This window comes from Romboutsia sp. 1001285H_161024_C4, assembly GCF_015550185.1.
GTDB classification, from domain to species: domain Bacteria; phylum Bacillota; class Clostridia; order Peptostreptococcales; family Peptostreptococcaceae; genus Romboutsia_C; species Romboutsia_C hominis.
Map to the genome: position 1 here is coordinate 62,764 of NZ_JADNAJ010000007.1, position 26,674 is coordinate 89,437.

Sequence of the window (26,674 nt, forward strand, 5' to 3'; positions counted from 1 at the left end):
AATAATTAAAGTAATTAAAATATAGGAGCTTACCTTTGATTTATGAAAAATATAGAATATATGTAAAGAGGTCTATAAAATATATTTTATAGACCCTATTAAACTTAATTCTCTTTTTTATGCAATTATATTTTTAATCACAGTAAATTTTTATCTATTTTTATAGAATTTATACTAAAGGTGCTTGAATTTGGGTAGTGAAAAGGAACATATGAAAATGGCCATCAACAACAGTAGTTTGTCCAGATACTAAGTGAACATGTTTATTAGTTCCTGGTATTGGAATTGCTGGACCAGTTGTAACGCGTATTTGATGGAAATGATCTAAAAAGTCTGTATTGTCATTTCTGATTCTATGAACATGGTTTGTCCCACCATTTATTGGAATAGCTTCTCCTGTAACACCAGCAACTCTATGATTATGTCTGTCATCGCCTTCTTCAGCTAATTTAACACTTTCTGAGTATTCATGAACATGCGTCTGCATTTCGTCTTCATCATGACAATTACAGCAATTACATTTATGCCAATTCATATGTTTACATTCATCTTCATTATGACATTTACAGCAATTATCTCTATGACAATTCATATGTCTACATTCATCTTCATTATGATATCTCATACATTTAAAGCTGTTACCTCTATTATCATTATCTCTTCTACATCTATTATTTTGAAAACTCATTCTTTCTCTCTCCTATTATATTATATTAAAAGACTCTTATAAGAAATCTCTTGATATAATATATATGAGCATTTGTCAATTTCGTTCCTATTTCTCGTTAATTTTACATAATTCCCTCCTTTACACACCACTATAATTTTTCGTTTTTTAGTAAACAATTTTCCCTTCACTCTTGATACTTCTTACTTTTTTAGATTCCATTAATATGTATTAATAGTTAGATTATTATTAATCATAATACTCAAGTTAAAATAAAAGATTCTATTCAAAAAATATTATCCTCTTATATATTGAAACATCATCATTCCACTTTATTTCGTTAGAAAAATGCTTTGCGAATTAGTCTATATACTCTAATTTTTTTATAAGTTATTGGTTAAAATAACATAAGTATTAAATATTTTAGGCAAAGGAGATATTTTATATGAACTTTTTAAATGGTCAAGAAACACTTAGCACCATTGACTGGATACTTCGTGCTATTATTGCTTTTTTCTTTTTGCTAGCAATTGCAAAGTTATTAGGGCATCGTTCCATTTCTCAATTAAGACTAATTGATTTTGCTATTACTTTAGTAATCGGTAATATTATTGCTCATCCATTGTCTGATGAAAAGCTTGGACTAGAAGGCTCCATCATTACAACACTTGTATTAGTTGTTCTATATATTTTGGGAGTATTCATAGTTCTTAAATTTCCGTACCTTGGAAAAATTATTAATAATCCACCAATCACGCTTATTCAAAATGGTGAAATCCTTTATAACGGGCTAAAAAAAGCACGAATATCAATCGATATATTATTAGAAGAATTACGTGAAAAAAAGGTAGAAGATCTGAAGAAAGTAGCATTAGCAACATTAGAGCCTAATGGTAAAATTTCTATTTTTTTACATCCAGAATATGAGCCCATTACACCTTCACATTTGTCTATTAAAATGGAACCTTTTGGTTTTCCAAGAACAATTATTAAAGATGGTAAAATTAACTTTGAACAGCTAAAAATGCTTAATAAAGATGAGAACTGGGTTGTTTCCAAATTAGAAAGTTTATATCAAGTCGATGTAAAAAATGTTTTACTTGCCACACTTGATAATAAAGATAACTTGAATGTTTTTTTATATAAATAATCCATTGAGGCATAAACATATCCATATACACAGATTAGTTTAAGCCTCTTTTATTCTAAGAATCTCATTTATCTATGATGCTGTTATCAGAGACTTACTCTACGGATCTTATTTTTATTTAGTTTGTTATTTATCTCACTTACATACCTTTTTAAACCAATGAAAAATATCACCTTCTATATTTACATTTATCTGTCTCTTAGCAGCATAACTACGTATTAAATGCCTTATCTAACTACTTCAAAATATCTATAATTGCTCTTTCATCCAATTGAACTAAATTAAAAATTAATATATTAATTTTTAATTTTATCCTTAAAAATCTAAAGAATTTTTTTATTTACTAAGTTGACAAAATCCTATATTTTTTAATATTTATTATATATAAAAACCCGTATCACTTCGTTGTGATACGGGTTTTTGTAATAACCTTAAATAAAACTATTGGTTAAATTACTACTTTAGTATAATTTTTTAAATGTATTTTAAATTACATAGCTCTAGCAGGGAATATTGCATCTAAAACTCCAATAACTATAGCTGCCAGTATTGCGCCTATAATAGTTACACCCATATCAGGTACTAAAAATTGTGCTAAATATATTATTATAGCTGCAATTATAAACCCTTTTATTCCTTTTCCAAAAGGAGATGCGTCAACTCCCATAAGTAATTCTGCTAAATAATCTAATCCAGATATAACAACTGCAGCTATTAAAAATGACCATATTCCATTGATTGAAAATCCTGGAGTTACAAATGATGTTATCATTAGAATAACTGCGACTAATATAAATCTTCCTATCCATCTTAATAAACTATTATTATTTCCTTTTTTTTCATTATTATCATGTGCCATATAAGCCACTCCTTTAATAAAATTTTATAATTACTTTTTGTTATTAAATCTCTACAAATAAATCTTCAGTATTTATTAAATAGTTCATTTTTAATAATAAATATTTATTATTTTTACATTATAGTTATATATTTACCATTGTGTTAAATATTATTCCTTATAATATTGAAAAACCTTACAATTATAATTTTATTATTATCTAAAATCCTAATAATCCCTATTTTTAATTTTTGTAAGCTAGGTTCGAGTTTAATAGTTAAAGGAGTATATAACAATGAAAAAATTTAAAAAAATTCATTTTTATCATTATTTGTATTAATGCTTATTTTAATTAATTTGATTATCATAAAAACTTTTTATTAATACTCTAATATCTAATAAAATATTACAATACTAAAAAGCCTTCTACTATCAACTATTTTGCTATATAGAAGTATAACTTACCATATATAAATAACACTACCCTATGAATTAATAATATAATTATTATTATACTAAATTCCACTATATCTTACTTCTAATGCACTTCTCTGTACTTTACTCTACGAAACAAATTTTTCTTTATTTTCTCATTTATATTGTCACCTTTAAATTCATTAACTTCAATACAACTAAATGAAAATACAACATTCTTGTGGGATAAGCACCTTCTCTAAACATATATCATAAAATATTATAAAGTCTATGAAAGGAATGAGAAATATGTTTAATGTTTGTGAACCATATACCTATTCTTACTGGATTAATACACCAATGTATAATATTTATAGAGGATATACATACCCTTACTGGGTTAATGCTCCAATGTATCCATACCCCTTCTGGACTAACATACCAATATATAACTCATACTTTAAGAGACAAACTACTACATTGAAGGATTATGGAGCAGAGCCATTTACAGTTAATATTGATGAAGCTACTAAGCAAAACAATACTTTTCGTACCGCTTTATGGACAGGAAACGATCTGCAAGTTACCTTAATGAGCATCGATGTTGGGGATGACATAGGTTTGGAAGTCCACCCAACAGGTGACCAATTCATACGTATTGAAGAAGGTCAAGGTCTTGTTAAAATGGGTGAGAATAAAGATAAATTGGACTTTGAAAGAGAAGTTCATGATGATTATGCCATCATGATACCTGCTGGTAAATGGCACAATGTAATCAATACGGGTGATAAACCACTTAAATTGTATGCTATCTATGCCCCACCTGAGCATCCACATGGTACTGTTCATAAAACTAAAGCAGATGCAGAAGCTGCTGAGCATAACTCCGAGCATTAATCAAAAGATACTGTAAAAATGGCTTTCTATGTTAAGATTAAATTCTCGTAGGAAGCTGTATTTTACAGCAAAACAAATTCTTCTATTTATACAATATAAGTATAAACTTTAATATAATTGTTTATAAAATCTAAATTCTATATTTCATTCAGAATATAAAGCATAACTATTCACTATAATTTATATACTTTTATTTAAGTAATCTAATGACTTTCCGTTTTTCATTAATAAATACCAAAAGACCGTATCAATTATTTGATACGATCTTTTTTATCTATCTTATAAAGTTTGTAAATATCTTATCTTCTTTTTCATTTTCTTTAACTTGAGATTTTCCAGCTTCAAGTACTTTCATCATCCAAGCCATATTTTTCCCAAGTACTCTCATTATTTGCATACCTTCTTCATCTTGAGTCACTTCTCCAGGAGTAGTTCCATAAGCTACATTCCAATAATTAGATGTAGGCATTATCATTTCTGAATAATTAATATAGTTATTTAATTGGTCAAATACAGGTATTCCTCCTGATCTTCTTACTGCTACTACACTTGCTCCTATTTTATGTCTAAACATTCCTCCATTTGAAGAAGCTACATAAAAAGCACGATCTAAGAATGATTTCATAGTTCCTGCTATTGCTGAATAATGAACTGGAGATCCTAAAATTATTCCATCAGCTTCTTTCATTTTTTGAACCCATTCATTTACTCCATCAGTTTCTATGACACATCTTTCATTCTGATTTCTTGAACATCCCCCACAAGCTAGACATCCACGTACTAATTTATTTCCTACATGAACAATTTCTACTTCTATTCCTTCTTTTTCTAATTCCGCTGCTACAGTTTTTATAGCATTATAAGTATTTCCGTTCTTATTAGGACTTCCATTGAAAGCAACTACTTTCATAACTTTACCTCCAAACATTGATTTTGCCTATGTGATTATTATATTTGTCATCTAGAAGCCTTACAAGTACGCACTTTTTAGTAAGATTACTTACCTATAGGTAAGATTTTTGAAATAAATATATTTTGAAATAAATAAATTTTTATAAAACTAAAAATAATATATAATATATTCATAAGTAATTTATTACAGTATTACTTTATTAAGAATAATTAGCAGGTAGGTAAAATTAATGGTTTATTATAATGGCAAAGAATTTGTATGTTTATTAGACTTAGCAATGGAATTTATTAAAGGTAAATGGAAATCTATTTTATTATGTAATTTATATAGAGGACCTAAAAGATTTTTAGAACTTCAAAAATCCATTGGAAGTTTAAGTCAAAAAGTTTTAAACGAAAAACTTAAAGAGCTTGAGAATGATGGTTTAATAGAAAAAATAGTATATGCTGAAGTGCCACCTAAGGTAGAATATTTCTTAACTGATAAAGGAAAAGAGCTTTATGAAATTATATCCCCTCTTGAAAATTGGTCTAATAAATACTACCCTAACTTAGATAAGATTCATAAATAAATATTATATAAAAGCAACTATATATTACTTTTATATAATATTTATTTTTTGTTTTATAAGATACAATATCTAATATATATCTAGAAAATAATATACAAATAAAAACCGTATCACTTACTTGGGATACGGTTCTCCGTTACACTTCTAAAAGAGATAATTTTTAGGTTAAATATTTTCAAATCAAGTATTTTCTACAATTATCTTCTCTACTAATTTTACCTCTGATCTAAAACCCAACTTCTTAAGATGTATTACTAGTTCATTCCCATCTATTACCCTATAATGAGACTTTCTAGTAACTTCTACATTGCCAATTATTTTTGAAATTTGTAACGTCTTATATTTATTTTACATAATATTTTCACCTCAATCCAACTATATCTTAACCTATATAATAAGTATGGTGTTGTAATGGATAGTTAGACTTAACATCACTTATGATACTGTTATTTTTACATTATAGTTATATATTTATTAATATATTAAGTATTATATTTTATTCTTAGTATATCTCAAGCAAAATACAATATTTCAGTATCAACCTAAAGAATATTTTGCCTTAATATAGCTAAAACTACATTATACGTAAATTTTGCTATATCAAGGAGGGCATATTATTGAAAGCTATTGTATATGAAGGAATTAAAAATGTAAATGTACGTGATGTAGCCGATCCCAAACTAGAAAAAAGTGATGATATTATTATTAAAGTTACATCTACTGCTATATGCGGTTCAGATCTTCATTTAATTCATGGAATGATTCCAAATCTTAAAAAAAAATTCAATCTTAGGTCACGAAACAATGGGAATAGTTGAAGAAGTAGGTAAAGATGTTACTAAATTAAAAAAAGGTGATAGAGTTGTTGTTCCTTTTCCTATATCTTGTGGACATTGTTCCTATTGTGAACATGAGTTATATAGTCAATGTGATAACTCTAATGAATATGGCTCATGTGGTGGTATATTTGGTTATAGTGATACTTTTGGTGGATATGATGGAGGGCAAGCAGAATATTTAAGGGTTCCATATGCTAATGTAGGTCCTATAAAAATTCCTGAAGAATTATCAGATGATCAGGTACTTTTCCTTACGGATGTTTTGCCAACTTCTTACTGGGGTGTTGATAATGCAGGTGTTAAAAAAGGTGATACAGTTGTTGTACTTGGTTGTGGACCTATAGGTCTTTCTGTTATCAAATGGCTTATATTAAAAAATGTAGGAAGAATTATTGCAGTGGATAGAGTTTCATACAGACTTAAGCATGCCGCCTCCTACAAAGGTATTGAGACAGTTAACTTTGAAGATCATGATGATACAGGTGAGTACATAAAAGAAATTACTCATGGTGGTGCGGATGTTATTATAGACTGTGTAGGAATGGATGGTGTAATGTCAAACTTTGAAAAAATTGAAACTCTCCTAAAACTTCAAGGAGGTTCAAAGTCAGCAATTGAAGTTTCATCTAGAGCTGTTAGAAAAGGGGGAACTGTTATGATGGTTGGTGTTTATGGTGCAAGATATAATCTGTTCCCATTAGGTGATTTCTTTTCTAGAAATATCACATTAAAGATGGGTCAATGCCCTGCTCAAGCTTATATGCCTAAAATTTTAGATATAATCAAAAAAGGTGAATATAATCCTACTGATATTATTACTCATAAGTTGTCATTATCTGAAGGTAAACATGCCTATGATATATTTGATAGTAAATTAGATAACTGTATAAAGGTAGTCTTAAAACCATAATTATAAAAACCGTATCACTTACTTGTGATACGGTTCTCTGTACCTTACTCTACAGATCATATCTTTAAGGTGACAATAGTGCCTCTGTTTTTAAATTCTTTATTTTATAATACCAACCAGAAGTTAATGATGCTATTTATATCTACAATAACTTTGATTTACTCCCCTTTTCTAGTGTCATCTTTACTAATGTGTTGTACCCCCATAAATATAAGATTCATTAGTTCTGTTAGGTTTTTCCATTGTGATTCCTTTGAATCGAGGTAATAAAAGTTTTTTGTTCCTTCTCGACGTACATTCACAATCTCTGCTTCTTTGAGTATTTTAAGATGATGAGATACAGCAGGACGTGAGAGATGAGTTTTTTCTGTAATTTCTCCCACTCGAATTCCATTAAAATCACTCTCTAATAGAGTAAGTAAGATCAATTGCCTTGTTTCGTCACCGATAGCAGAAATTGCCTTACGACATATTTTAAATTTTGATGTTATTTCTTTTAATCTTTCTTCACATTCTTTTTCCATAAACTTCTCCTCACACTTATAAGTATCTTACATTAGCTGTTTCTTTTTGTGCAGTACGTCTGTATTTCACATCTGGATATCCAAGAACTAGCGTTGTAACCACATAATCATTGCGTTTTAGATTTAAATGTCTTCGTAATTTTGGTGAATGGTTTACTACACTTGTAAAAAATCCACTATATAGTACACCCAATCTACAAGACTCTGCCATTAGTGCCATATTTGATGCTGCAAGCGATCCACTAACCTTATCTTTAGTTACTACCATTATTGCAATAGGTGCCTGTTTAAAAAAGAAGTTATCATCAATCGTAACTTCTTTTGCACTTTTCATAAAAAGGCTTACAATTGATTTTATTCTTCTAAAAAATTTCACTGCTATTTTCTCATACTTACTTTTGTCCTCACCCAAAACAATGTATGATACATTTTGTGCATTTTTAGCACTAGGTGTAAATCTACCTGCCTCAATAATTTTTTGTATAATTTCTGAAGGTAATTTTTTATTTTTAAACTTACGGATAGTTCTTCTTGATTTAATTGCCATTAATAATTCATCTGAATCTAAAACAGGTTGTTTTGAAAGTTCTATTGGTGGTTCATCAAATCCTGTCAGTGTAATAGCTTCTTTTGGACATATTGCTGCACAGTGACCGCACTTTATACAATCTTGATTTTTTATTACTGATTTTTTATCTTTAATAATTATATTATTTACCGGACAATCATTTTTACAAAGGCCACACCCAATGCAAAGATCTTTGTTAACTTCAATTATGTGTTGCTCTTTCATAATATATTCATCTGCCTTTCGTTTATTTGTTTAAACCATTATAACATTTAAATATTTTAAAATTTCATTGGTAAAGAATTTGATTACCATTAAATTTTATTAATAACACTACTTTTAGTTATTATTGTTAGTTTAACTAGCAAGAGTAATATATTTTTAATTACGTACAAATTGAAATTAAAGTAATCGAACTTGATATAGAAATTAATTGCAAAGAAAAAAGCACTCCATCTCGCAAGATTAGTGCTAATTTTTATTAACTTATTCTTATATTAGATTTCAGTTAAGCTATTATCCCTTACTTATGGTGCGGTGCTCCGTTACAGCTTTAAATGAGCACGATTTTATTTCCCTTTTATATCCTATATTCCTCTTATATTTACATCCCTTATTTATTCTTATTTTAAGTATTAACTATTTAAACCGCCAAATTTATTAAACTTAATATGGTGCTTATTTTCTATACATCTCCCACATAGCTACGTGTTAAATTCGGCATTATAAGTTGTCCGTTATTGCTATATTTTTTATAAATTTTTTTTAATTCATTAACGTAGTTATTATACTGTGAATCATTACTTTTTAGGGCATATGAGGATGATAGATTTCGTCCAATAAATTCATCCATATCAAAAATTAAATTGTTAGGAAAAACTTTTGTTTCATATTTACCGTTAAAAAAATCTGAAAAATCGTCCTTATTAGTTTTACCATACATTCCATCAGAAAAACCTTTGAAATTTGGGCAATATTTGCGATTAACTTCATAGTTTTCTATAACTAATTCATTGTTATTATCTCTAATATTCCAAACCAAAATCACTTTTTCTTCAGGTTTCAAAATACGCTGGCACTCTTTTTTAAATCTTTCCCTATCAAACCAATGGAAAGCCTGTGCAACAGTGATATAATCAACGCTATTGTCGTCAATAGTAGTATTCTCAGCATTTCCATTAACAGATGTAAATCCAAGAAAATTATTTAAATTAGTTTCAGCAATATCACGCATATCAGCATTAGGTTCAATACCATATACCTTACTACCTTTTTCAAGTAGTTGCCGAGTTAAAATACCAGTACCAGAGCCTATATCAGCAATAATACTCCTTTGAGATATTCCTACATCTGTAAAAAAATAATCAATAAAGTCGAAAGGATATGATGGACGATATTTAGAATATATTTTTCCCATACCATTAAATTTATTTTCATTCATATCTCTAACCTTCTAAGCTAATACAAATAATATTGCATATAATTTATGATTTATTCACATTCAGTATATAAGACCATAAAATTCTATCTATATAGAAATATTTTTTATAGATAGATTTCTATAGCTAGGTCTTGTATTCTTCTTTACTAATTATTTCAAAACTATGACTCTTTCCTTTTCATATTGTTTGATAGGATATTTGATAAACTATTTTGCCTACATTCTATAATTCATGACATACAAAGATCTATTTTTATTGTCTAGATTTTTACAAGTCATATACTTCCTTATCTTGAACTGTTTTAGAATAATGCATTCCAAGACAATAAATACATTAGAATTATTATCCCATTAATAAGTAAATCTGAAAATATCTATAATTTACCTTATAATAAAAGACTCACAAATACTTGTAAACCAAGTATTTGCAAGCCTTTTATTAATGTACCTAATGAATCTGAACTAACAATCTATGTTTTATTAACCCCTATTTCATATACTTAAATTTTATCTAACTATTAAAAAATGTACTTATTTATGATATGATTCACCGTATCAGCAATAAGTGAAGTATATATACTAATATTTAAAAGCTAAAAGCTTATTTTTTAATTGATTTTCAATATTTCTTAATTCAACTTCGGCTTCCCTACGTTTTTGACGTCCTTCTGTTTGTATATTAAGTATTTCATCAAGAGTTGAAATTAATGACTCATTTGTAGCTCTAAGTGTTTCAATATCAACAATTCCTCTTTCAGACTCTTTTGCAGTTTCTATAGTTGAAGTTTTTAATATTTCTGCATTTTTACGTAAAAGTTCATTTGTCATATCTGTTACTTCTCTTTGAACTCTTGCAGCATTAGCAGCGTGAGCAACTCCAAGTGCTAAAACCATTTGATTTTTCCAAAGTGGAATAGTATTTATAATTGTAGATTGTATTTTTTCAGACATTAATGCATCATTATTTTGAATTAAACGAATTTGTGGAGCCATTTGTAAAGAAATCATTTTAGTTAATTCTAAATCGTGAATTTTCTTTTCAAAACGATTGCAAAGAGCCACAAAATCATTCAATTCTTGAGCATCCTGAGGGTTCCCACTATTTCTTGCTTTTTCTTGCAATTTAGGAAGTTCTTCCTTTTCTAGTTTTTGAAGTTTCTTTTTACCAGCTAAGATATACATAGAAAGCTCTTTAAAGTATACTTTATTTATTTCATACATCTTATCTAGCATAGCAATATCTTTTAAAAGCTGTATTTGATGCGATTCAAGAACATTACACATTTTACTAATATTCTTATCTACATTTTCATATTTTATTTTCATTTGGGAAATCTTATCCTTACCTTTTTTAAAGAAACCTAAAATTCCTTTTTTCTCTTCGGATTCTTCAAAATTCTTTAATTCATGAACTACACTAGATAATATTTCCCCAATTTCACCTAAATCTTTAGTTTTTACATTATTCAGCGCTGACTGTGAAAAATCAGAAATTTTCTTTTGAGCACCTACCCCATATTGTAAAATAGAATTTGAATCATTTATCTCTATTTTATCTACAAATTGATCAACCATCTTTTTTTCTTCTTCTGTAAGTTGTATTTCATCAATTATTTTTTCTTCTACTTTTTCCTCTTTTACTTTTACATTAAGCACCTCATCTTGGAATGGTTGAAAAGTTAATTCTGGTTTTATATCAATAGACCCTTCTTTGAATTCATCACTCATTTTTAATGCCTCCCTTTTATTTAAAACTTACTTTTTAAAATCGTCTTCTGCTAATCCCTCTTGTTTAAATAATGTTTTAAGAACAGAAATATCTGTAGAAATATCTAAAACAACATCTTCAAATAAATCATCTAATAAATTTTCAAAAGCGCTATTAATAAGATCAATACTCTTTTCAATTTCACTTTTAGCACTTTCTATATTCTCACCTTGAACTAATTGATTGTTTATATCTTTGTACGAACTAATTAATTTTATAGTAATAGGAAGATAATGATTTATAAATTTATTAACTTCTTGTATCTTTTTAGGATTTTTTTCAACTTGAATAAGGATTTGGTTTGAAATGTTTCCTAATTTATCTAACTTTATAGCTATTTCTTCTTTATAAAGATCATTTCTTATACTTTTTATTTGTTCAATATAATTTCTTCCTATTTTAATTGTAGATTCTATTTCTTCTTTTTCTAAATTTTCTATTTCTTCATTTAATTTTTCATTATTGCTCTCTTTAACCATTTGTTGCTTTTTTAAATTTAAATAGTCACCATAAACTTCATCACTTAACATAAAGTAAGTTTTTTCTTCATCTATATGTCCTTCTAAAAACATACCTAAGTCAATCATTTTACTTAGATCTTTAACAACAAAACTCTCTTTTTCTTTGGCAAATTTAGCTAAGTCCTTAATTAAGAAATAACTATTGTCATCAATAAACCTTACATACTTCTTAAAACGTTTTACTCTTTTTCTTAAATTTATTCCTCTTAATAATAAACCTACACTTACTGCAAGGAATAAAAATAGAACTCCAAAAATAATGTTGCTACCTAAAATAATTCCACTGAAGAATGTATTAACTATTAGAAATATCAACACTGAAGAGCCAAAAACTAAACTTCCACTCGCTCCGAATAATATATAAAGTATTCCCGATATACTTCCAGCTGGTCTTTTACTAATATATGTTGATATATTATTTTTAGATTTTTTATTTAAGCCCATATATTTTTCACTATATTCATTAAGCTTTGATTTAAATTGATTTAAGGTATCCTCAGTTTTATCGTTAACATCCTTTTTAAAATTAGCTAAATCTATTGCTTTAAGTGCATTGCTAACTGTAGACATAATTTGGTCTTCTAAATTAGAAAAATCCTTTTTATCCATTATCTTGCCTCCAGATTATTTTTCTTATAATTAACATAAGTCTAGATATATACTATACCGTTATGTTAATATTTTAAGTTTATTATATCTTATAATTTAGCTAATTGTAACTGCTAACTTAAAAGGAATATAATAAATATATTTTATAAATACATTATTACTTATGATACAATACCTTTGCTAATAAATATAGCCTTAAGTAAGTCATATCAACACCTGAGGCTATGTATCTTGCTTATTTATGATACGGTTCTCCGTTACACCCCCAAAGGATGTCGCTTTTTATTCTATTATATTAGTATATTTTTTAATTTCTCTATATCTGTATATGGAAAGAAACTCAAGAATAGATGAAATCACAAATATAATATTTTTTATCATAAGTTGTCTAGTAAGAGCAACTTCCCCTGTTTTTAATTTAATCATTTTGGGTATCATAAGATAAGTTACTTTAAAATTTTAAATTGAAAGAGGACATTTTAATATGATAAGCATAATCGGATTAATTTTATCATTATCTTTGATAATATTTTTAGCCTACAAAGGGTATTCAACTATTATTACAGCTCCCTTAGTTGCCTTACTTACGGTATTATTAATAGGTGGAGATTCTAATACACAGTTAATGGTTCATTATACTGAAGTATATATGGGTGGGTTTGCAAATTTCGTAAAGAACTACTTCCCTATTTTCTTAACAGGTGCAATCTTTGCTAAATTAATGGAAGAAGCTCTTTATGCTAAATCCATAGCAAATTTCATTACTAAAAATTTAGGTAAAAATAAAACTATATTAGCAGTAGTACTTGCTGGTGCACTTCTTACATATGGAGGGGTTTCTTTATTTACAGTTGCCTTTGTATTATATCCTATTGCCAATGTTTTGTTTAAAGAATCTGATATTCCAAAGAGATTAATTCCAGGAACTATTGCTCTAGGGTCATTTACCTTTACAATGACAGCTCTTCCAGGTACTCCTGAAATACAAAATGTTATTCCTATGAGATACTTTGGTACAGATACTTTTGCTGCACCTCTTATAGGAATTATAGCTAGTGTATTAATGCTAGTACTTGGTATGGCTTGGCTTTCATATCGCGTTAGAAAAGCACATGATAATCTAGAAGGATATGGAAATCATTATATTGAGAATAACTTTAATGAAGATAAGAATATTCCAAATATATTTTTAGCAGTAACACCTATATTAATTATATTTTTAAGTAATTTATTCTTTTCAAAAATATTTTACCAATTAATCGATGGCTCTTATTTGAGTAAATATAACTTAGCACTAGATAATGTGTCTGGCACATGGAGTGTAATTATCTCTATAGTTATATCCACATTATTTATAATAATAACTAACTTTAGGAAAATTTCTAACTTAAATAAAGTTCTTAATGAAGGTATATCAAATTCCTTTTTACCACTGCTTAGTTCTAGTGCTATTGTTGGGTATGGAAGTGTTATAAAATCATTGCCTGTATTTATTGCTTTGCAATCAATGATATTAAATGTATCCTCTAATCCAATAATTTCAGAAGCTTTATCAGTGAACATAATTTGTGGTATTACAGCATCTGCCTCTGGAGGACTTACTATAACACTAGATGCTCTATCATCTACCTTTATAGCAATGAGTCACTCCCTTAATATTTCTCCTGAAATAATGCATAGAATAGCTTCTTTAGCTTCTGGTGGACTTGATACCTTACCTCATAATGGAGCAGTAATAACAACACTTGCTATTTGTAGCCTTACTCATAAGGATTCCTATAAAGATATTTTTATTACCTCTGTTGTTATACCTATATTAGTAACCGCATTGGTCGTTATTACTACATCTATATTATATACTTAAGATTAATGGTATAAAAATAACCACACTTTAGAATTTCAATATATTAAATCCTTAGGTGTGGTTATATATTTAGCATAATTTCTAGAAAAATTATCTATTGTGTAAATTCACGCATTCCTTCACGCCTTTTTTCTTATGGATAATAATATTATCACTAGAATCTTTTCAGTATATCACAAGAGAGTTATACTTTACTTGTGATACGGTTCTCCGTACCGTACTCAACGGAGCACGATTTTTATTTTATATTTTTCATTCCCATTTACACAATCTATATTTTTAAATATAACCTTCTACTTTACAAAAATTAAGCTAGATAAAGCATGCTTTATCTAGCTGTGAAACTTATAAATCTACTTATTTAATTCTTATTATCTTTTTCAAAAAAATGCTGCTTATTATAAGCTAATTTATCTTTTGTTTTATACGGATTATACACAAATAGTTTTTCACTTTTAGAAAAATCATTTTTATTAGAAAATATATTTTTGCTATTATTATTGTTATAATTTTTATCTAGTAAATTATATTTATTCATACTAATGCCTCCTTATTTATTTATATTAAAATATGAGTGATTTAGTTCTTTGCTAAAATAATGCTTTCTCTTAATCCATATAAACCCGTCACTTTTAGAAATTATAGCTACATCTATTGGTCCACCAACTGTTTCTGCATCAAATGTAAATTTTCTTTTAAAAGATGTTATATTCACCAATGTTTCAGCCATTATAGCTAACTCTTCTTTGGGAAGCAATGATACCATATCTAATATCGGATTTATAAACTTTTCCCTTTGTTTATTAGTAATATTAGATTTTAATTCATTTAAATTATTAATCAGGTATTCTGCAATACTATCTATATAAACTCCATTTTCCATTTTATTATTCTCTTTGTTTAGTAATGATATTCCATTTTCTTGTAGCATATTAATTATATAGCTCATTATTTCAGAATAACTATTTTCTAAATTTTGCATTAAGAACATCTCTAGATTTTGATCTATTCCTGTTAGTATTGAGTATACCATTTCTTGTTGTGCAAATGGAACAATTTCTGCTGTTGGATGTCCGTCTATATCATCTTGGTATATTTCACTTACCTTATTTAATTTATATTTTAATTTTCCATTAATTATACCTTCAGTATAAAACTCTTGTAACACTGGTAATAAATCAGATTCTCCATATCCTGCTATAACTATTCCTGTTTGATTTAACCATATATCTTTACAAATTAAATTTCCTGCTAATATTTTTAATTTCTCTATATTTTCTTCATCTAATTTTACAACTAGCCTATCACTTATGTTTCTCACAACACTTTCACTTTGTGATTTAATGTATTCTATATCGTCTTCACTGAATCCTTCTACAAATTCCCTATTTTTAGAATCTTCTACGATTCTATTTAAGACCTCTATAAATATATCATCTGATTCTTTAACTGTTGGATGTCTATCCACAAATATATTATAAATTTCATTTCCAGCTATTTCTGTTATTTCTTTTACAGCTACCATCATATTATTATATATTATTGCTTCACTATTAGTATTCCTATAAAACTTATTTGGATTTCCTAAAAAATTTATAAAACTATTTGATGCTTCTTCAAGAGTATCAAATTTAATATCTGATAGAGATATATGTTTTCTATATTCTTCTATCACAACCTCCCATGGTAAGCCCATAAATGATCCATTTCCATATACCATAATTCCTATTGGCATACCTTTTACTAAGTTAAATAACTTATTTGCCGAATTTAATATTTTAGGATTTTCACTTCCTCCAAATGTTACGGCACTATCAGCTGCAAGAGCAACACCTTGTCTATTTAAAATTCCAATTTCTGCTGTCATATATTCCTCCAAATTATTTAATTAATGCCTTTTAATAAGTAAATATTCGACAAAAATACTAATTTCCCTTTAAATTATCAAATAAAAAGACCGTATCACTTACTTGTGATACGGTTCTCCGTACCGTACTCTACGGAGCACGTTTTTTGTAATTATATATACATAGATTTTTATAAATCAAATCTAAATCATTAAATTAACTCTTTTCTTATAATTATATTAATTTTTAACTTCAAAAATTTCAATATCTTCTTCATTTATGTTTAAAAGCAATATTAGTCTCTTTAAATATTCATTTTTCATTTGAGAATTATATTTAGTTCCAATATATATACCAGTATTTTTTAATTCAAAATAATGATGTTTAAGTGATTCACTTTCATATGAAACAAATGATTTTCCACCAAATCCAGTTTCGTTTAATACGCTAATAAACTCAGTTGGATTTTCTAAATAAAAACATTCTATTAAAAATTTATATACATCTGTAACACTAGATACGTCTTTTTCCTTTTCTTTAAATATGACTTTATTGATTTTTTTATTTACCCAATTATCATTAATTGTTAATGCAGAGCTATTGCCTACCTCTATATCAGTAATAGGGTAATCCCAAATTTCTTTTGCTTTGCTAAATAAATCATTAGCTCTATTTATAATAGCTTCTTCATTCCAATGATCTAATTCTCTTAATCCATCATTTAACCTTGCTGGACATTCTTTAAATCCATTCTTCATATCCCTTTTTTCACAAAATACTTTATCACTCATCCTTGAGTTATATCCTGTAATTGTTAAATTACCTATACTATGACCATACTTATCTTGAATTTCTTTCCAGTTTTCTCCTAGTTCTGATATCCATTCTTTTGATAACTTTTTGTTTTGAGGTAATATATGTTCGATTGTAAGTTCACTAGCCTCTATATTTAATTTTTCATTTTGATTATAATTTTCTAACTCATATATTACATAATTTCTTATATTTTTATTTTTTTTGTATAGCGGCTGGCTTATAAACCCTTGTAAAAATTCATTATCCTTAATAAATTTAGTATTACCTTGTCTTGTTAATAAAAATCTCTCTACTGAATGTTTATAGTCTTTTTCTCTTATCTGGCTTATTAAAGCTATAGATAACTTATTATAAACATTGGTTGGTTGACCTTGAAAGAATCTTCTAATCGTATAACTAAGTATTATCTTAAATATATCTATTAAATCTGACTTAGATAGTTTTTTAGACTTATAATCTATTATTAACTTAATTAATATTATTTTAAATGGATTTATATCAATTTTATTAAAGTCAGATATATACTTTCTTATATCATCATCCTCAAAATTTTCACATATTATATCTTTATATGCTTTCGCATATTTTAACATATCATCTAATTCAGAATTAATAATAACTAAATCTTCTTTATTAAATTTATCCTTGAATTTTTCATATACATCTGTTTCTTTTATTATTTCCTTTGACTTTATAGATAAATAATTTCTTAGAAATTCTGTTAAAGATTTAGAGTCGTTATCAAATAAACCTTCTATTTTACTCCAATAATTATAATAAATTTCTTCTTGTAATCTTATTGGTAGATTTAAAAAGATATAGTTTCTAATAAAATCAGCACTTTCCATACCTAACCCTGTAGAATTTACACTTTCAAATGTTTCTTGAGCATCATCATTTTCTCCTAATGATAACTCTATAATCATTAATCTGTTCATTAAAGTGTATATTTCATCGCAATTAACTCTTTCTTCTTTTAATCTATTGTAAAAATATTTGTAATTTATATTGATTAAATGGTTTGAATCTTTAATTTCCCTATTATTAATTAAATCATTGTATACTTCTCTATCTGTTTGGGAAAGTGTTAATTTTGTTTTAGTTATTGATTTTGTATATGGATTAATCAATGCCTGATTATATATTTTTCTGTAAAAATCTGTTTCCTCACCATTATGTATTTCCTTGTCATAATCGGCTAAAGCTTTTAAAAATATTGATGTTGTTGTCAATCTTTGTTGAGAATCTACAATTTCTAAAGTGCTTACATCTGTTCCAATTAAATTATCTTTTTTATAAATAACAGTTCCTAAAAAGTGCTTACTTTTGCTATTTTTCTTTAACCTAACTATATCATCATATAATTTTTTACATTGAATAACAGTCCAACTATATTTTCGCTGATATACAGGTATATAAAATTGAGAATTTGGATAATTGATTAATTTAATAAATTCTATTTGTTGTGATTCCATTTAAATGTTTCCTTTCAGCTTTATAAAATTCATTATATCCTTTCGGTGTTATACAAACAATTATATCTTTTCGGTATAGAAAAATATATATCATTTTCGCAATTCCAAATATTACTATGTTTTTCGCAAATACATAGTAGTATATGTCGTAATTTTTTATATTTTATTCACAATATAATTTCATAAAAAATAAACACTCCTAAAAATATTTAATATATTTAGAAGTGCTTACTTTTATAACTTAAATTGTTATCCCTTATTTGTGATACGGTTCATTATTATCTATTCTAAACGCTCTATAAACTTGCTCTAAAAGTATAAGTCTCATAAGTTGATGTGGAAAAGTCATCTTAGAGAAAGATAACTTATAATCAGCTCTCTTCAATACTTCGTCACAAAGCCCTAAAGAACCTCCTATAACAAAAGTTATATGACTATTCCCTCTAACAGCTAGCTTGCTCATAGTATCTGCTAATTCTTCAGAAGATAAATTCTTTCCATCAATAGCAAGAGCGATAACATAACTATTACTCTTTATTTTACTTAGAATTTTTTTACCTTCCTTTTCTTTAACTATTAACATATCCTTTGGGCTTAAGTTTTCTGGACATTTTTCATCATCTAATTCTATTAAATCTAGTTTACAATACTTAGATAATCTTTTTGAAAATTCTTCTATTCCTAATTTTAAATACTTTTCTTTTAATTTACCTACGCTAATAACCGTTATATTCATAAGAATTCTCCTTTATCCGCTCTATTTATGTCTTAATAAATCCTCTTTATTTAACTTTGTATATATCTGAAACTTCTTCTCTTAATAAAACATCTAACTTAACATCTTGTCCAACTATTATATCATTTTGAGTAAGTATACTCTTAGATGTCTCATATGCTAGTTCTGGGAAGTTATTTTCTTTACTTAAATGAGCTAATAATATTCTTTCCGTTCCGTTATTTATAAGCTCAACACAGAATTTAGCTGCATCTTCATTTGATAAATGCCCTTCCTCTGACATCACCCTCTTTTTTAATGAGTATGGGTAAGACCCCATCATAAGCATATTAGGGTCATAATTTGATTCTAATATTACTAATTTTGATTTATATAAATGTCTTCTTATATTGTCATCTATATATCCTATATCTGTAGCTATAGACATCTTATCATTCCCTGTGTAGAAGTTGTATCCTACTGCGTCCGATGCATCGTGTGGTATTGAAAATGGTCTTATTACCACATCTCCTAAAGAGTAAGTTTTATCATTTTCAAATACCTTCATATTATTACTTTCTATATTTCCTAATTTATCTTTCATAGCACACCATGTTTTTACATTTGCAAATATAGGTATATTATATTTTCTAGACATTATCCCTGCACCTTTTATATGGTCTGAATGTTCATGAGTTATGAATATTCCTTTTATTTTTTCCATGTTTATTCCTATATCATCAAGTCCTGTTGTTATTCTCTTTCCACTAAGACCTGCATCTACTAATATTCCTGTATCTTTATACTCTATATAATGGCAATTTCCGCTACTTCCACTTCCTATTGAACAGTATTTTAGCATTTATTCACCTCGTCTTCTCATTGTCATAGATTATATTATACCAAAAAACTCAAGCATTAAATAATTATTTAATGCTTGAGTTAAAATTTACTTGTATTCTTTTATAATTTTATCTATATCTACACCTTTATCATTCCATAACTTTACAAACTCTGCACTACTTACATTTTTGTGCATATATGTAGAGTAATATTCCTTTAAAGTATCAAAAAATACCTTATCTCCCACTTCTTTTCTTACTTCATGGAAAGCTAAAGCCCCTTTAGTATACACATTTAAACTATATTCAATTGAGTTTGAATACCCTGTTACTGGTTTAAATATATCTTCACTACGATAGCTTTTGGCCTGTAACTCCATATTATCTATTAATTTTTTAGCTAGTTTATCTCCATATTTTTTTTCAAAGTATAATATTGTGGAATACTCTGTTAGTGCTTCATCTAGCCAAGGTTCACTTATTTCATTATTTCCAACCACTGAATACCACCATTGGTGCGCTGTCTCGTGTGCAATTACATATTCTAATAAAAACTTATCTCTCTTATTGTACAAGCTTTGATCTATCATTATTAAAGTTGGGTATTCCATCCCTCCTATAAAAAAGTCGCTTGCTATTACAGAGTATGTATCATATGGATATTTCCCAAATAATTCACTAAATATCTCCATAGAGCTCTTTGCGATATATGTAGCATCCTTAGATAATTCTTCATTTAAATTATATGTATTAATATTCACTTCATTATATTTATCACTATCAACGTGAAACTTATCACTTAAAATAAAAGCGAAATCTCTAACTTGTCTTGCTTCTACTTCATAAAGAGTCTTATCACTATCAGATGTCTCCTTTACTACCTTCCCTGTGCATCCCATTTTATACTTTTTAGGCAAAAGTATCTTTAAATAGAAGTCGCTTGTATCACTATAAAATGGATCACCTACTGTTTCATAACTATTTAAATTCCATCCGTTGGCATCATTGACACTAGCTATTGGAAACCAATTGGCTACATTTACTGTGTTTTCTCCATACCCAAATCTACCTTGTGAATTAGGTATTTTAACATTGTATTTCATATCTATAGATACTTTATTTCCTGGCTTAATTGGATTTTTTAATTCAACCTCTAGTATATCATTCTTATCACCACTTACCTTATAGGCCAATTTTTTACCATTATTTAGTATGTTTTTTAAATCTATATATCCTTCATTAAATCCATTTGGATATGCTTGTTTCATTTCAGATTTTTCAAAAGGTGCAAATTCACTCTTTGAAAAGGCATTTGGATATATATGAAAATATAATTTGTCTAAAGTGCTTTTTGTATTATTTACATACTCTATATTTTGGTTACACATTAAACGTTTACTTTCATCATCGAAGACTACATCTATTGTATATCTATTAATCTCTTTTTCATTTGCTAGGTTAGCTGAAGGTATTCCTTTTTTATCATTGTAAAAATATACTCCTCCACTGGCTACTAAAACTAATGCTATTATTCCTACTGATAATAGCTTTCTTACTCTTTTAGTAAAGTTTATTATCAAATCTTCTCCCCCCTGTTTTACATGAATAATTTAAAAGTTTTTTTGCAAGATAAATTTATATAGCTTTTTATGATATAATTCTTCTTGATAATTATGTAGGCTACATTTAATATCACATTTTTATGATATAATTTAAAGCGAGGTGATAAAATGTTTTTTAAAGAACCTAATGAGGTTGACTTAGGTGATACATCCATTCCAAATATCTTTATAGATATATTTATGCCTATGGCGGACGGGTTATACGTTAAAGTTTATCTCCTTGGATATAAAAATGCTTGTGACCCAAGTTCTAATCCTAAGTTTAACAATAATTCTATTGCAAAAGACTTAAATATCCCTCTTTCAGATGTGTTATCAGCATGGAAGTTTTGGGAAAGCAAAAATATAATTAAAATGCACAAAAACGAAGGCCTTGATGAATTTGATTATTCTGTTGAGTTTTTAGATTTAAAGAAACAGTATATAGAAAATACCACTGTTAATACTAAATCTATTAAATCAAATACAGACTCTATCGTTTCTGTTGCTGAAAACCCAAGCATTAGAAAGATGTTTAACTCTATAAATCAAATTGTAGGCAGACATCTTGACCCAGGTGAAAAAATTAGTATTTTAGATATAATGAATAAATACAATATGAATCCAGATATGATTGTTTATGCTTATGAAAATGTAAAAGAAAGAACTGGTTCTTCCAAGCCTGTTAAATATATTGAGAGTATAATTAGAAACTGGTATGATAGCAACTTATATACTCCTGATGATGTTAAGGTTAGTTTTAATGCTAGAAGTGAAAGATATACGATATACAAAACTATATTTAATGAATTAGGATTCTTTAGACAGCCTTCTAGGTCTGAAAAAGAAACTATGGATATATGGTTAGATCAATTTAATATGGATATTGAATTAATTCTTGAAGCTTGTTCTAAGTCCAAAAATATTTCTAATCCTTCTATAACATACATTGATGGTGTTATTAAAAGTTGGAATAATAAAAGCATAAAAAATCTTCAAGATTTAAAGATACAAGAAGAATCAAGAAAATTAAAAGAAAATGTTGGTAAATTTTCCTCTAATAAAACTTCCGAAAATTATAAAAAGACTAAGTTCCATAACTTTAATGAGACATTCACTCAGTATAGTCCAGAGGAATTAGATAGAATTATCGAAAAAAGTCAGAAGGAAAAATTTAGGTAGGTGATTAGATGAACGAAAGTAAAATAAGAGAGATCCTGCTAAAGTACGAGCAAAAAAGAGATGCAGATGAACTTGACTTAGAAAAGAGAAAAAAAGAACTTTATACTCGAATACCAGAAATTCAGCATATAGAAGATGAGATTAGTAAAATTGGTCTTAAACTAGCTAAAGCTGTTTTACTTGACCCTAATTCAAGAGAAAAAATAGTAAAGGAATCTAAAGAACAAATGGATACTCTAAAAGCTAGAAAATCTCTTCTTCTAAAAACTCATGGTATACCTGAAAATTATTTAGAGATGAAGTATGATTGTAATTACTGTAAAGATACTGGTTTTACACCAAATGGTGAAAAATGTAGTTGTTTTAAGCAGGAAATAATCAATGAAGCTTACAAAATGTCTAATTTAGATAGAGTTTTAAGTAAAGAGAATTTTGCCAATTTCAATTTTGATATATTTTCACCTGTAAGACCTGAAGGTGCTGGTATATCACCTAGAGAAAACATGCTTGATATATTCTCTATTTGTGAAAAATTCGTATTAGATTTCGATAAAGATAATGGTGAAAATTTACTTTTCTATGGTTCTACTGGATTGGGAAAAACTTATATGTCTAACTGTATTGCCAAAGATTTATTAGATAGAGGATATGTAGTTATATATCAAACATCTTTTAAAATCCTAGAAATTATTGAAGACTATAAGTTTAGAAGAGATCCTAATAATAAAATGGCTAATGAAAATTATAAAAATCTATTCGATTGTGATTTATTGATAATAGATGATCTTGGAACTGAACTAAATAATTCATTTACAAGTGGTGAAATTTTTAATATAGTTAATACTCGATTGGTATCTGGTAAAAAGATAATAATCTCTACAAACTTATCACCTAATCAAATAGGAAAAACTTATACTCAAAGAACTTTATCTAGAATATTAGATAAGTTTAGGCTTATAAAGTTTGTTGGTAATGATTTAAGATGGGAAAGATATAAATAGGAGAAAAATATTATAATATTTTTCTCCTATTTTAGTATTATTTATAGTTAATTCTGATCATTTTATTATAGAATTTTTTATAATTACTATTTAGATTTCTTTTTGCTTTTTATAAATAAAGATGCAATTAAACCAAGTAATGATATAACAGCTACACCTATAAATAAGTGAGCATAACCTTGATTCATAGTGTATTGATACGCATTTTCTATGGCTGGTTTAGCTTTATCTAAACTTGTTAAGTAATTACTTTTTAATGCTGCAAAATCCATATTAGGATTTACTGACATAGCATGTTGTATACCATTGAGCATAGACATCATAAAAGATTTAACTGTTTCAAATATATTAGTAACATCTGCATTTTGTAATTTATTCATCATATCTGCTGATGCTGTACTACTTCCTAATGCACCTCCTGTTATCCCTTGTATATGTGGCATTACTTTTTCTATTGCACCTGGTACATTTCTGCCTGCATCTGATACGAAGTTTATCAGTAAGTTAGGTGATATAGCTACACCTATAGAGCGAAGTAATGAAACTGTTGATTGCCCCATTGATATTTCTTCTGGTTTAACTAAACTCATCATTAAATAATTTACAGGTGTTCCCATGGTAAATCCCATACCTATGCCCATAAATACTAATCCTATAGTTAAGTTTGTGAAATTGGGATGATTTGCAGTTATAACTGCCTGATATAATACACCGAATATATTAGCTAAAAATCCTAGTAATAATAATCTCTTAACACCAAATTTATCTATAAACTTACCACCAAGTGGAGCTGATATACCAGTAAATACAGCAAATAAAGTTACTATATAACCACCACTACCTCTTTTTAATTTTAATACATTTTCAGCAAATTGTGGTAAAAATACAGTACTCATAAGTCCACATCCCACTATAAGACTTATAAATAAAGTTAATGCTATTTGCTTATTAGTAAAGAAACTTAAGTTTAAGACAGGGTCTTCTGCTCTTTTTTCTATATATATAAATATTGGAACCATTATTATAGATATTAATAAATATGGCCAAACATCTAATGTCTTAATTGAATTTCCAAAATCATAGAATTTAAGATTTGTTAAAGCATACATTAATGATGCAATTAAAATACTTAATATTAAAGACCCCCAAATGTCCATTTTTTTAATATCTGAGTCTTTTTTATTTTCTTCTAGTTTTAACGCTGCTCCTATTATAATAATGCTTATAGGTACATTTATTAAAAATAAATATCCCCATTTACCATCTCCAGCCACAGAAAGTATAAAACTTCCTAGCGTTGGTCCAAGAACAGTTGCTATTCCATATATTCCTCCAACTAATCCAAGTGCTGACCCTCTTTTTTCTTCAGGGAAAGATGAGCCTATATATGCTGTGGCTATTGGCATTATACCTCCGCCACCTATTGCTTCGATAACTCTTGAAGTTAGTAAAAATCCATAGCTCCCTACTATATCTGATATTCCACAAAGTAAAGAACCTGTGGCAAATAATGTAACACAAATCATATATACCTTTTTTCTACCATATGTATCTGCTAACTTACCTGTTATTGGCATAGATACAGCATATGCTAAAGTATATATGGTTATCATCCACACGCTAGCTGATTCTGATATTCCAAGTCCACTAGCTATTACATTTCTTGCTGGTGATACTATTCCAGAGTCCATAGCCCCCATAAAAATTCCAAGTAAAAATACTAACATAGCGATGCTTGTACTCTTCTTTTTTAATGCTTCACTCATGAAAAACTCACTCCTATTCATAATTATAAATGCTTATAATGTAAGAGTTATTGCTTCATATTCTATTTAAAAATTTTAATTATAACTATTTTAAAGTTTAATATTCTATATATAAATATTCCATATTAAAATAACTACAATTTTATGATATAAGAAATTTTATATTTCCCCTTACATTACCTACTAATATTGGAAAAATTTAATTTTAGCCAATACTATCCTATATACCCTTATAGAGGATATTTATTCATATATTAATTAAAATTATATTTACACAATAAAAAACTCTTAGATAAAATCTAAGAGTTTGATTGGAGCTGGTGATAGGAATCGAACCTACAACCTGCTGATTACAAGTCAGCTGCTCTACCGTTGAGCCACACCAGCATATAATATTTAAATTGGCGACCTGGAAGGGACTCGAACCCTCGACCTCCAGCGTGACAGGCTGGCATTCTAACCAGCTGAACTACCAGGCCGCAATTGGTGGGACTAACAGGGCTCGAACCTGTGACCCCCTGCTTGTAAGGCAGGTGCTCTCCCAGCTGAGCTATAGTCCCAAAATGGTGACCCATAGGGGAATCGAACCCCTGTTACCGCCGTGAAAGGGCGGTGTCTTGACCGCTTGACCAATGGGCCGTGCTGAGTAAAAATTAAAATGGTGACCCATCCGCGACTCGAACGCGGGACACCCTGATTAAAAGTCAGGTGCTCTACCGACTGAGCTAATGGGTCATTTCCTTTTTTGCCTTTCGGCTTGTTCGTGTTTCTCTCACTCACAAATATTATTATATTAGGTTCATACACTTTCGTCAACACTTTTTTTACATTTTTTTATATTTTTTTACTTTTTTGTTTATTTTTCTCTCAACCTTAGTAAATAACAGGGGTTCATAAATTAATTTTTTATTAAAAAATACTTAATTTTAGATTTT

The 26,674-nt window shown here is 27.8% G+C and carries 23 protein-coding genes and 5 tRNA genes; 8 read left to right on the forward strand and 20 right to left on the reverse strand.

Annotated features, from left to right (window positions below):
• Window positions 1-169: 169 nt before the first annotated feature.
• Entirely contained in the window at window positions 170-688 is a 519-nt protein-coding gene (locus tag I1959_RS11875) for a YmaF family protein (RefSeq protein ID WP_195238387.1), read from the reverse strand.
• A 424-nt stretch (window positions 689-1,112) separates the two neighbouring features.
• Here I1959_RS11875 and I1959_RS11880 point away from each other — a divergent pair, with 424 nt between their 5' ends.
• On the forward strand, window positions 1,113-1,817 hold the full coding sequence (locus I1959_RS11880) for a DUF421 domain-containing protein (protein WP_195238389.1): 705 nt from the start codon (window positions 1,113-1,115) through the stop codon (window positions 1,815-1,817).
• 490 nt (window positions 1,818-2,307) lie between these two features.
• Here the strand turns inward: I1959_RS11880 and I1959_RS11885 are convergent, their stop codons facing one another.
• Window positions 2,308-2,676 carry a phage holin family protein gene (locus I1959_RS11885; RefSeq protein WP_166506152.1) on the reverse strand — a complete coding sequence of 123 codons (369 nt, stop codon included), beginning with the start codon at window positions 2,674-2,676 and terminating at the stop codon, window positions 2,308-2,310.
• A 684-nt stretch (window positions 2,677-3,360) separates the two neighbouring features.
• Here I1959_RS11885 and I1959_RS11890 point away from each other — a divergent pair.
• Window positions 3,361-3,966 carry a cupin domain-containing protein gene (locus tag I1959_RS11890; protein WP_195238391.1) on the forward strand — a complete coding sequence of 202 codons (606 nt, stop codon included), beginning with the start codon at window positions 3,361-3,363 and terminating at the stop codon, window positions 3,964-3,966.
• Between the two features lie 274 nt (window positions 3,967-4,240).
• On the opposite strand, the gene I1959_RS11895 is transcribed toward I1959_RS11890, so the two are convergent.
• A complete protein-coding gene (locus tag I1959_RS11895) occupies window positions 4,241-4,876 on the reverse strand; it encodes a flavodoxin family protein (RefSeq protein WP_092921625.1) in 636 nt (211 codons plus the stop codon).
• Between the two features lie 232 nt (window positions 4,877-5,108).
• On the opposite strand from I1959_RS11895, the gene I1959_RS11900 reads away from it, so the two are divergent.
• The 3 genes from I1959_RS11900 (at window position 5,109) to I1959_RS15665 (ending at window position 7,199) form a co-directional block, all read left to right on the forward strand.
• Complete coding sequence (locus tag I1959_RS11900; RefSeq protein WP_166506154.1) at window positions 5,109-5,450, forward strand: winged helix-turn-helix transcriptional regulator; 342 nt, start codon at window positions 5,109-5,111, stop codon at window positions 5,448-5,450.
• Between the two features lie 617 nt (window positions 5,451-6,067).
• Window positions 6,068-6,268 (forward strand): alcohol dehydrogenase catalytic domain-containing protein, encoded by a 201-nt coding sequence (locus tag I1959_RS15805; protein ID WP_330615180.1) that lies wholly within the window; start codon window positions 6,068-6,070, stop codon window positions 6,266-6,268.
• Window positions 6,255-7,199, forward strand: a complete 945-nt coding sequence (locus tag I1959_RS15665; protein ID WP_330615181.1) for a zinc-binding dehydrogenase — start codon at window positions 6,255-6,257, stop codon at window positions 7,197-7,199. The genes I1959_RS15805 and I1959_RS15665 overlap by 14 nt, the downstream gene beginning before the upstream one ends.
• A 158-nt stretch (window positions 7,200-7,357) precedes the next feature.
• Here the strand turns inward: I1959_RS15665 and I1959_RS11910 are convergent, their stop codons facing one another.
• From I1959_RS11910 to I1959_RS11930, 5 genes are all read right to left on the reverse strand, one after another.
• The gene (locus I1959_RS11910; RefSeq protein ID WP_092921631.1) at window positions 7,358-7,723 is read right to left on the reverse strand and encodes an ArsR/SmtB family transcription factor; all 366 of its coding nucleotides are present in this window, start codon (window positions 7,721-7,723) and stop codon (window positions 7,358-7,360) included.
• 16 nt (window positions 7,724-7,739) lie between these two features.
• Complete coding sequence (locus tag I1959_RS11915) at window positions 7,740-8,516, reverse strand: nitroreductase family protein (protein WP_195238400.1); 777 nt, start codon at window positions 8,514-8,516, stop codon at window positions 7,740-7,742.
• A gap of 460 nt (window positions 8,517-8,976) precedes the next feature.
• Complete coding sequence (locus tag I1959_RS11920) at window positions 8,977-9,732, reverse strand: class I SAM-dependent methyltransferase (RefSeq protein ID WP_195238401.1); 756 nt, start codon at window positions 9,730-9,732, stop codon at window positions 8,977-8,979.
• 579 nt (window positions 9,733-10,311) lie between these two features.
• Window positions 10,312-11,460: a toxic anion resistance protein gene (locus I1959_RS11925; RefSeq protein ID WP_092921635.1), complete on the reverse strand. Its 1,149-nt coding sequence runs from the start codon at window positions 11,458-11,460 to the stop codon at window positions 10,312-10,314.
• Between the two features lie 27 nt (window positions 11,461-11,487).
• The gene (locus I1959_RS11930; RefSeq protein ID WP_166506159.1) at window positions 11,488-12,630 is read right to left on the reverse strand and encodes a 5-bromo-4-chloroindolyl phosphate hydrolysis family protein; all 1,143 of its coding nucleotides are present in this window, start codon (window positions 12,628-12,630) and stop codon (window positions 11,488-11,490) included.
• A 484-nt stretch (window positions 12,631-13,114) separates the two neighbouring features.
• Here I1959_RS11930 and I1959_RS11935 point away from each other — a divergent pair, with 484 nt between their 5' ends.
• The gene (locus I1959_RS11935) at window positions 13,115-14,494 is read left to right on the forward strand and encodes a GntP family permease (protein ID WP_195238404.1); all 1,380 of its coding nucleotides are present in this window, start codon (window positions 13,115-13,117) and stop codon (window positions 14,492-14,494) included.
• 361 nt (window positions 14,495-14,855) lie between these two features.
• Here I1959_RS11935 and I1959_RS11940 read toward each other — a convergent pair whose 3' ends face one another.
• The 6 genes from I1959_RS11940 to I1959_RS11965 form a co-directional block, all read right to left on the reverse strand.
• Window positions 14,856-15,032: a hypothetical protein gene (locus I1959_RS11940; protein WP_195238405.1), complete on the reverse strand. Its 177-nt coding sequence runs from the start codon at window positions 15,030-15,032 to the stop codon at window positions 14,856-14,858.
• Window positions 15,033-15,044: 12 nt separating this feature from the next.
• The gene (locus tag I1959_RS11945) at window positions 15,045-16,361 is read right to left on the reverse strand and encodes a hypothetical protein (protein ID WP_195238407.1); all 1,317 of its coding nucleotides are present in this window, start codon (window positions 16,359-16,361) and stop codon (window positions 15,045-15,047) included.
• A 219-nt stretch (window positions 16,362-16,580) separates the two neighbouring features.
• Window positions 16,581-18,632: a DUF262 domain-containing protein gene (locus I1959_RS11950; protein WP_195238409.1), complete on the reverse strand. Its 2,052-nt coding sequence runs from the start codon at window positions 18,630-18,632 to the stop codon at window positions 16,581-16,583.
• Window positions 18,633-18,888: 256 nt separating this feature from the next.
• Complete coding sequence (gene rlmH, locus I1959_RS11955) at window positions 18,889-19,368, reverse strand: 23S rRNA (pseudouridine(1915)-N(3))-methyltransferase RlmH (RefSeq protein WP_195238411.1); 480 nt, start codon at window positions 19,366-19,368, stop codon at window positions 18,889-18,891.
• Between the two features lie 46 nt (window positions 19,369-19,414).
• Window positions 19,415-20,209, reverse strand: a complete 795-nt coding sequence (locus tag I1959_RS11960; RefSeq protein ID WP_092921643.1) for an MBL fold metallo-hydrolase — start codon at window positions 20,207-20,209, stop codon at window positions 19,415-19,417.
• 87 nt (window positions 20,210-20,296) lie between these two features.
• Window positions 20,297-21,769 carry a M1 family metallopeptidase gene (locus tag I1959_RS11965; protein ID WP_176698620.1) on the reverse strand — a complete coding sequence of 491 codons (1,473 nt, stop codon included), beginning with the start codon at window positions 21,767-21,769 and terminating at the stop codon, window positions 20,297-20,299.
• A 150-nt stretch (window positions 21,770-21,919) separates the two neighbouring features.
• Here I1959_RS11965 and I1959_RS11970 point away from each other — a divergent pair, with 150 nt between their 5' ends.
• Together I1959_RS11970 and I1959_RS11975 are read left to right on the forward strand one after the other, a co-directional pair.
• On the forward strand, window positions 21,920-22,972 hold the full coding sequence (locus I1959_RS11970; protein ID WP_092921645.1) for a DnaD domain protein: 1,053 nt from the start codon (window positions 21,920-21,922) through the stop codon (window positions 22,970-22,972).
• Between the two features lie 8 nt (window positions 22,973-22,980).
• Window positions 22,981-23,973 (forward strand): ATP-binding protein, encoded by a 993-nt coding sequence (locus I1959_RS11975; protein ID WP_092921647.1) that lies wholly within the window; start codon window positions 22,981-22,983, stop codon window positions 23,971-23,973.
• A gap of 86 nt (window positions 23,974-24,059) precedes the next feature.
• On the opposite strand, the gene I1959_RS11980 is transcribed toward I1959_RS11975, so the two are convergent.
• From I1959_RS11980 to I1959_RS12005, 6 genes are all read right to left on the reverse strand, one after another.
• The gene (locus tag I1959_RS11980; protein ID WP_195238413.1) at window positions 24,060-25,739 is read right to left on the reverse strand and encodes an MFS transporter; all 1,680 of its coding nucleotides are present in this window, start codon (window positions 25,737-25,739) and stop codon (window positions 24,060-24,062) included.
• A 312-nt stretch (window positions 25,740-26,051) separates the two neighbouring features.
• Window positions 26,052-26,126, reverse strand: a tRNA-Thr gene (locus I1959_RS11985).
• Window positions 26,127-26,141: 15 nt separating this feature from the next.
• Window positions 26,142-26,218 (reverse strand) — tRNA-Asp (locus tag I1959_RS11990).
• 5 nt (window positions 26,219-26,223) lie between these two features.
• Window positions 26,224-26,299 (reverse strand) — tRNA-Val (locus I1959_RS11995).
• Window positions 26,300-26,303: 4 nt separating this feature from the next.
• A tRNA-Glu gene (locus tag I1959_RS12000) sits at window positions 26,304-26,378 on the reverse strand.
• A gap of 20 nt (window positions 26,379-26,398) precedes the next feature.
• Window positions 26,399-26,474, reverse strand: a tRNA-Lys gene (locus I1959_RS12005).
• Window positions 26,475-26,674: the final 200 nt, after the last annotated feature.

Coding starts and splice junctions, on each gene's coding strand:
- I1959_RS11875 (WP_195238387.1), bottom strand. CDS start 688: ATGAGTTTTCAAAATAATAGATGTAGAAGAGATAATGATAATAGAGGT.
- I1959_RS11880 (WP_195238389.1), top strand. CDS start 1,113: ATGAACTTTTTAAATGGTCAAGAAACACTTAGCACCATTGACTGGATA.
- I1959_RS11885 (WP_166506152.1), bottom strand. CDS start 2,676: ATGGCACATGATAATAATGAAAAAAAAGGAAATAATAATAGTTTATTA.
- I1959_RS11890 (WP_195238391.1), top strand. CDS start 3,361: ATGAAAGGAATGAGAAATATGTTTAATGTTTGTGAACCATATACCTAT.
- I1959_RS11895 (WP_092921625.1), bottom strand. CDS start 4,876: ATGAAAGTAGTTGCTTTCAATGGAAGTCCTAATAAGAACGGAAATACT.
- I1959_RS11900 (WP_166506154.1), top strand. CDS start 5,109: ATGGTTTATTATAATGGCAAAGAATTTGTATGTTTATTAGACTTAGCA.
- I1959_RS15665 (WP_330615181.1), top strand. CDS start 6,255: ATGGGAATAGTTGAAGAAGTAGGTAAAGATGTTACTAAATTAAAAAAA.
- I1959_RS11910 (WP_092921631.1), bottom strand. CDS start 7,723: ATGGAAAAAGAATGTGAAGAAAGATTAAAAGAAATAACATCAAAATTT.
- I1959_RS11915 (WP_195238400.1), bottom strand. CDS start 8,516: ATGAAAGAGCAACACATAATTGAAGTTAACAAAGATCTTTGCATTGGG.
- I1959_RS11920 (WP_195238401.1), bottom strand. CDS start 9,732: ATGAATGAAAATAAATTTAATGGTATGGGAAAAATATATTCTAAATAT.
- I1959_RS11925 (WP_092921635.1), bottom strand. CDS start 11,460: ATGAGTGATGAATTCAAAGAAGGGTCTATTGATATAAAACCAGAATTA.
- I1959_RS11930 (WP_166506159.1), bottom strand. CDS start 12,630: ATGGATAAAAAGGATTTTTCTAATTTAGAAGACCAAATTATGTCTACA.
- I1959_RS11935 (WP_195238404.1), top strand. CDS start 13,115: ATGATAAGCATAATCGGATTAATTTTATCATTATCTTTGATAATATTT.
- I1959_RS11940 (WP_195238405.1), bottom strand. CDS start 15,032: ATGAATAAATATAATTTACTAGATAAAAATTATAACAATAATAATAGC.
- I1959_RS11945 (WP_195238407.1), bottom strand. CDS start 16,361: ATGACAGCAGAAATTGGAATTTTAAATAGACAAGGTGTTGCTCTTGCA.
- I1959_RS11950 (WP_195238409.1), bottom strand. CDS start 18,632: ATGGAATCACAACAAATAGAATTTATTAAATTAATCAATTATCCAAAT.
- rlmH (WP_195238411.1), bottom strand. CDS start 19,368: ATGAATATAACGGTTATTAGCGTAGGTAAATTAAAAGAAAAGTATTTA.
- I1959_RS11960 (WP_092921643.1), bottom strand. CDS start 20,209: ATGCTAAAATACTGTTCAATAGGAAGTGGAAGTAGCGGAAATTGCCAT.
- I1959_RS11970 (WP_092921645.1), top strand. CDS start 21,920: ATGTTTTTTAAAGAACCTAATGAGGTTGACTTAGGTGATACATCCATT.
- I1959_RS11975 (WP_092921647.1), top strand. CDS start 22,981: ATGAACGAAAGTAAAATAAGAGAGATCCTGCTAAAGTACGAGCAAAAA.
- I1959_RS11980 (WP_195238413.1), bottom strand. CDS start 25,739: ATGAGTGAAGCATTAAAAAAGAAGAGTACAAGCATCGCTATGTTAGTA.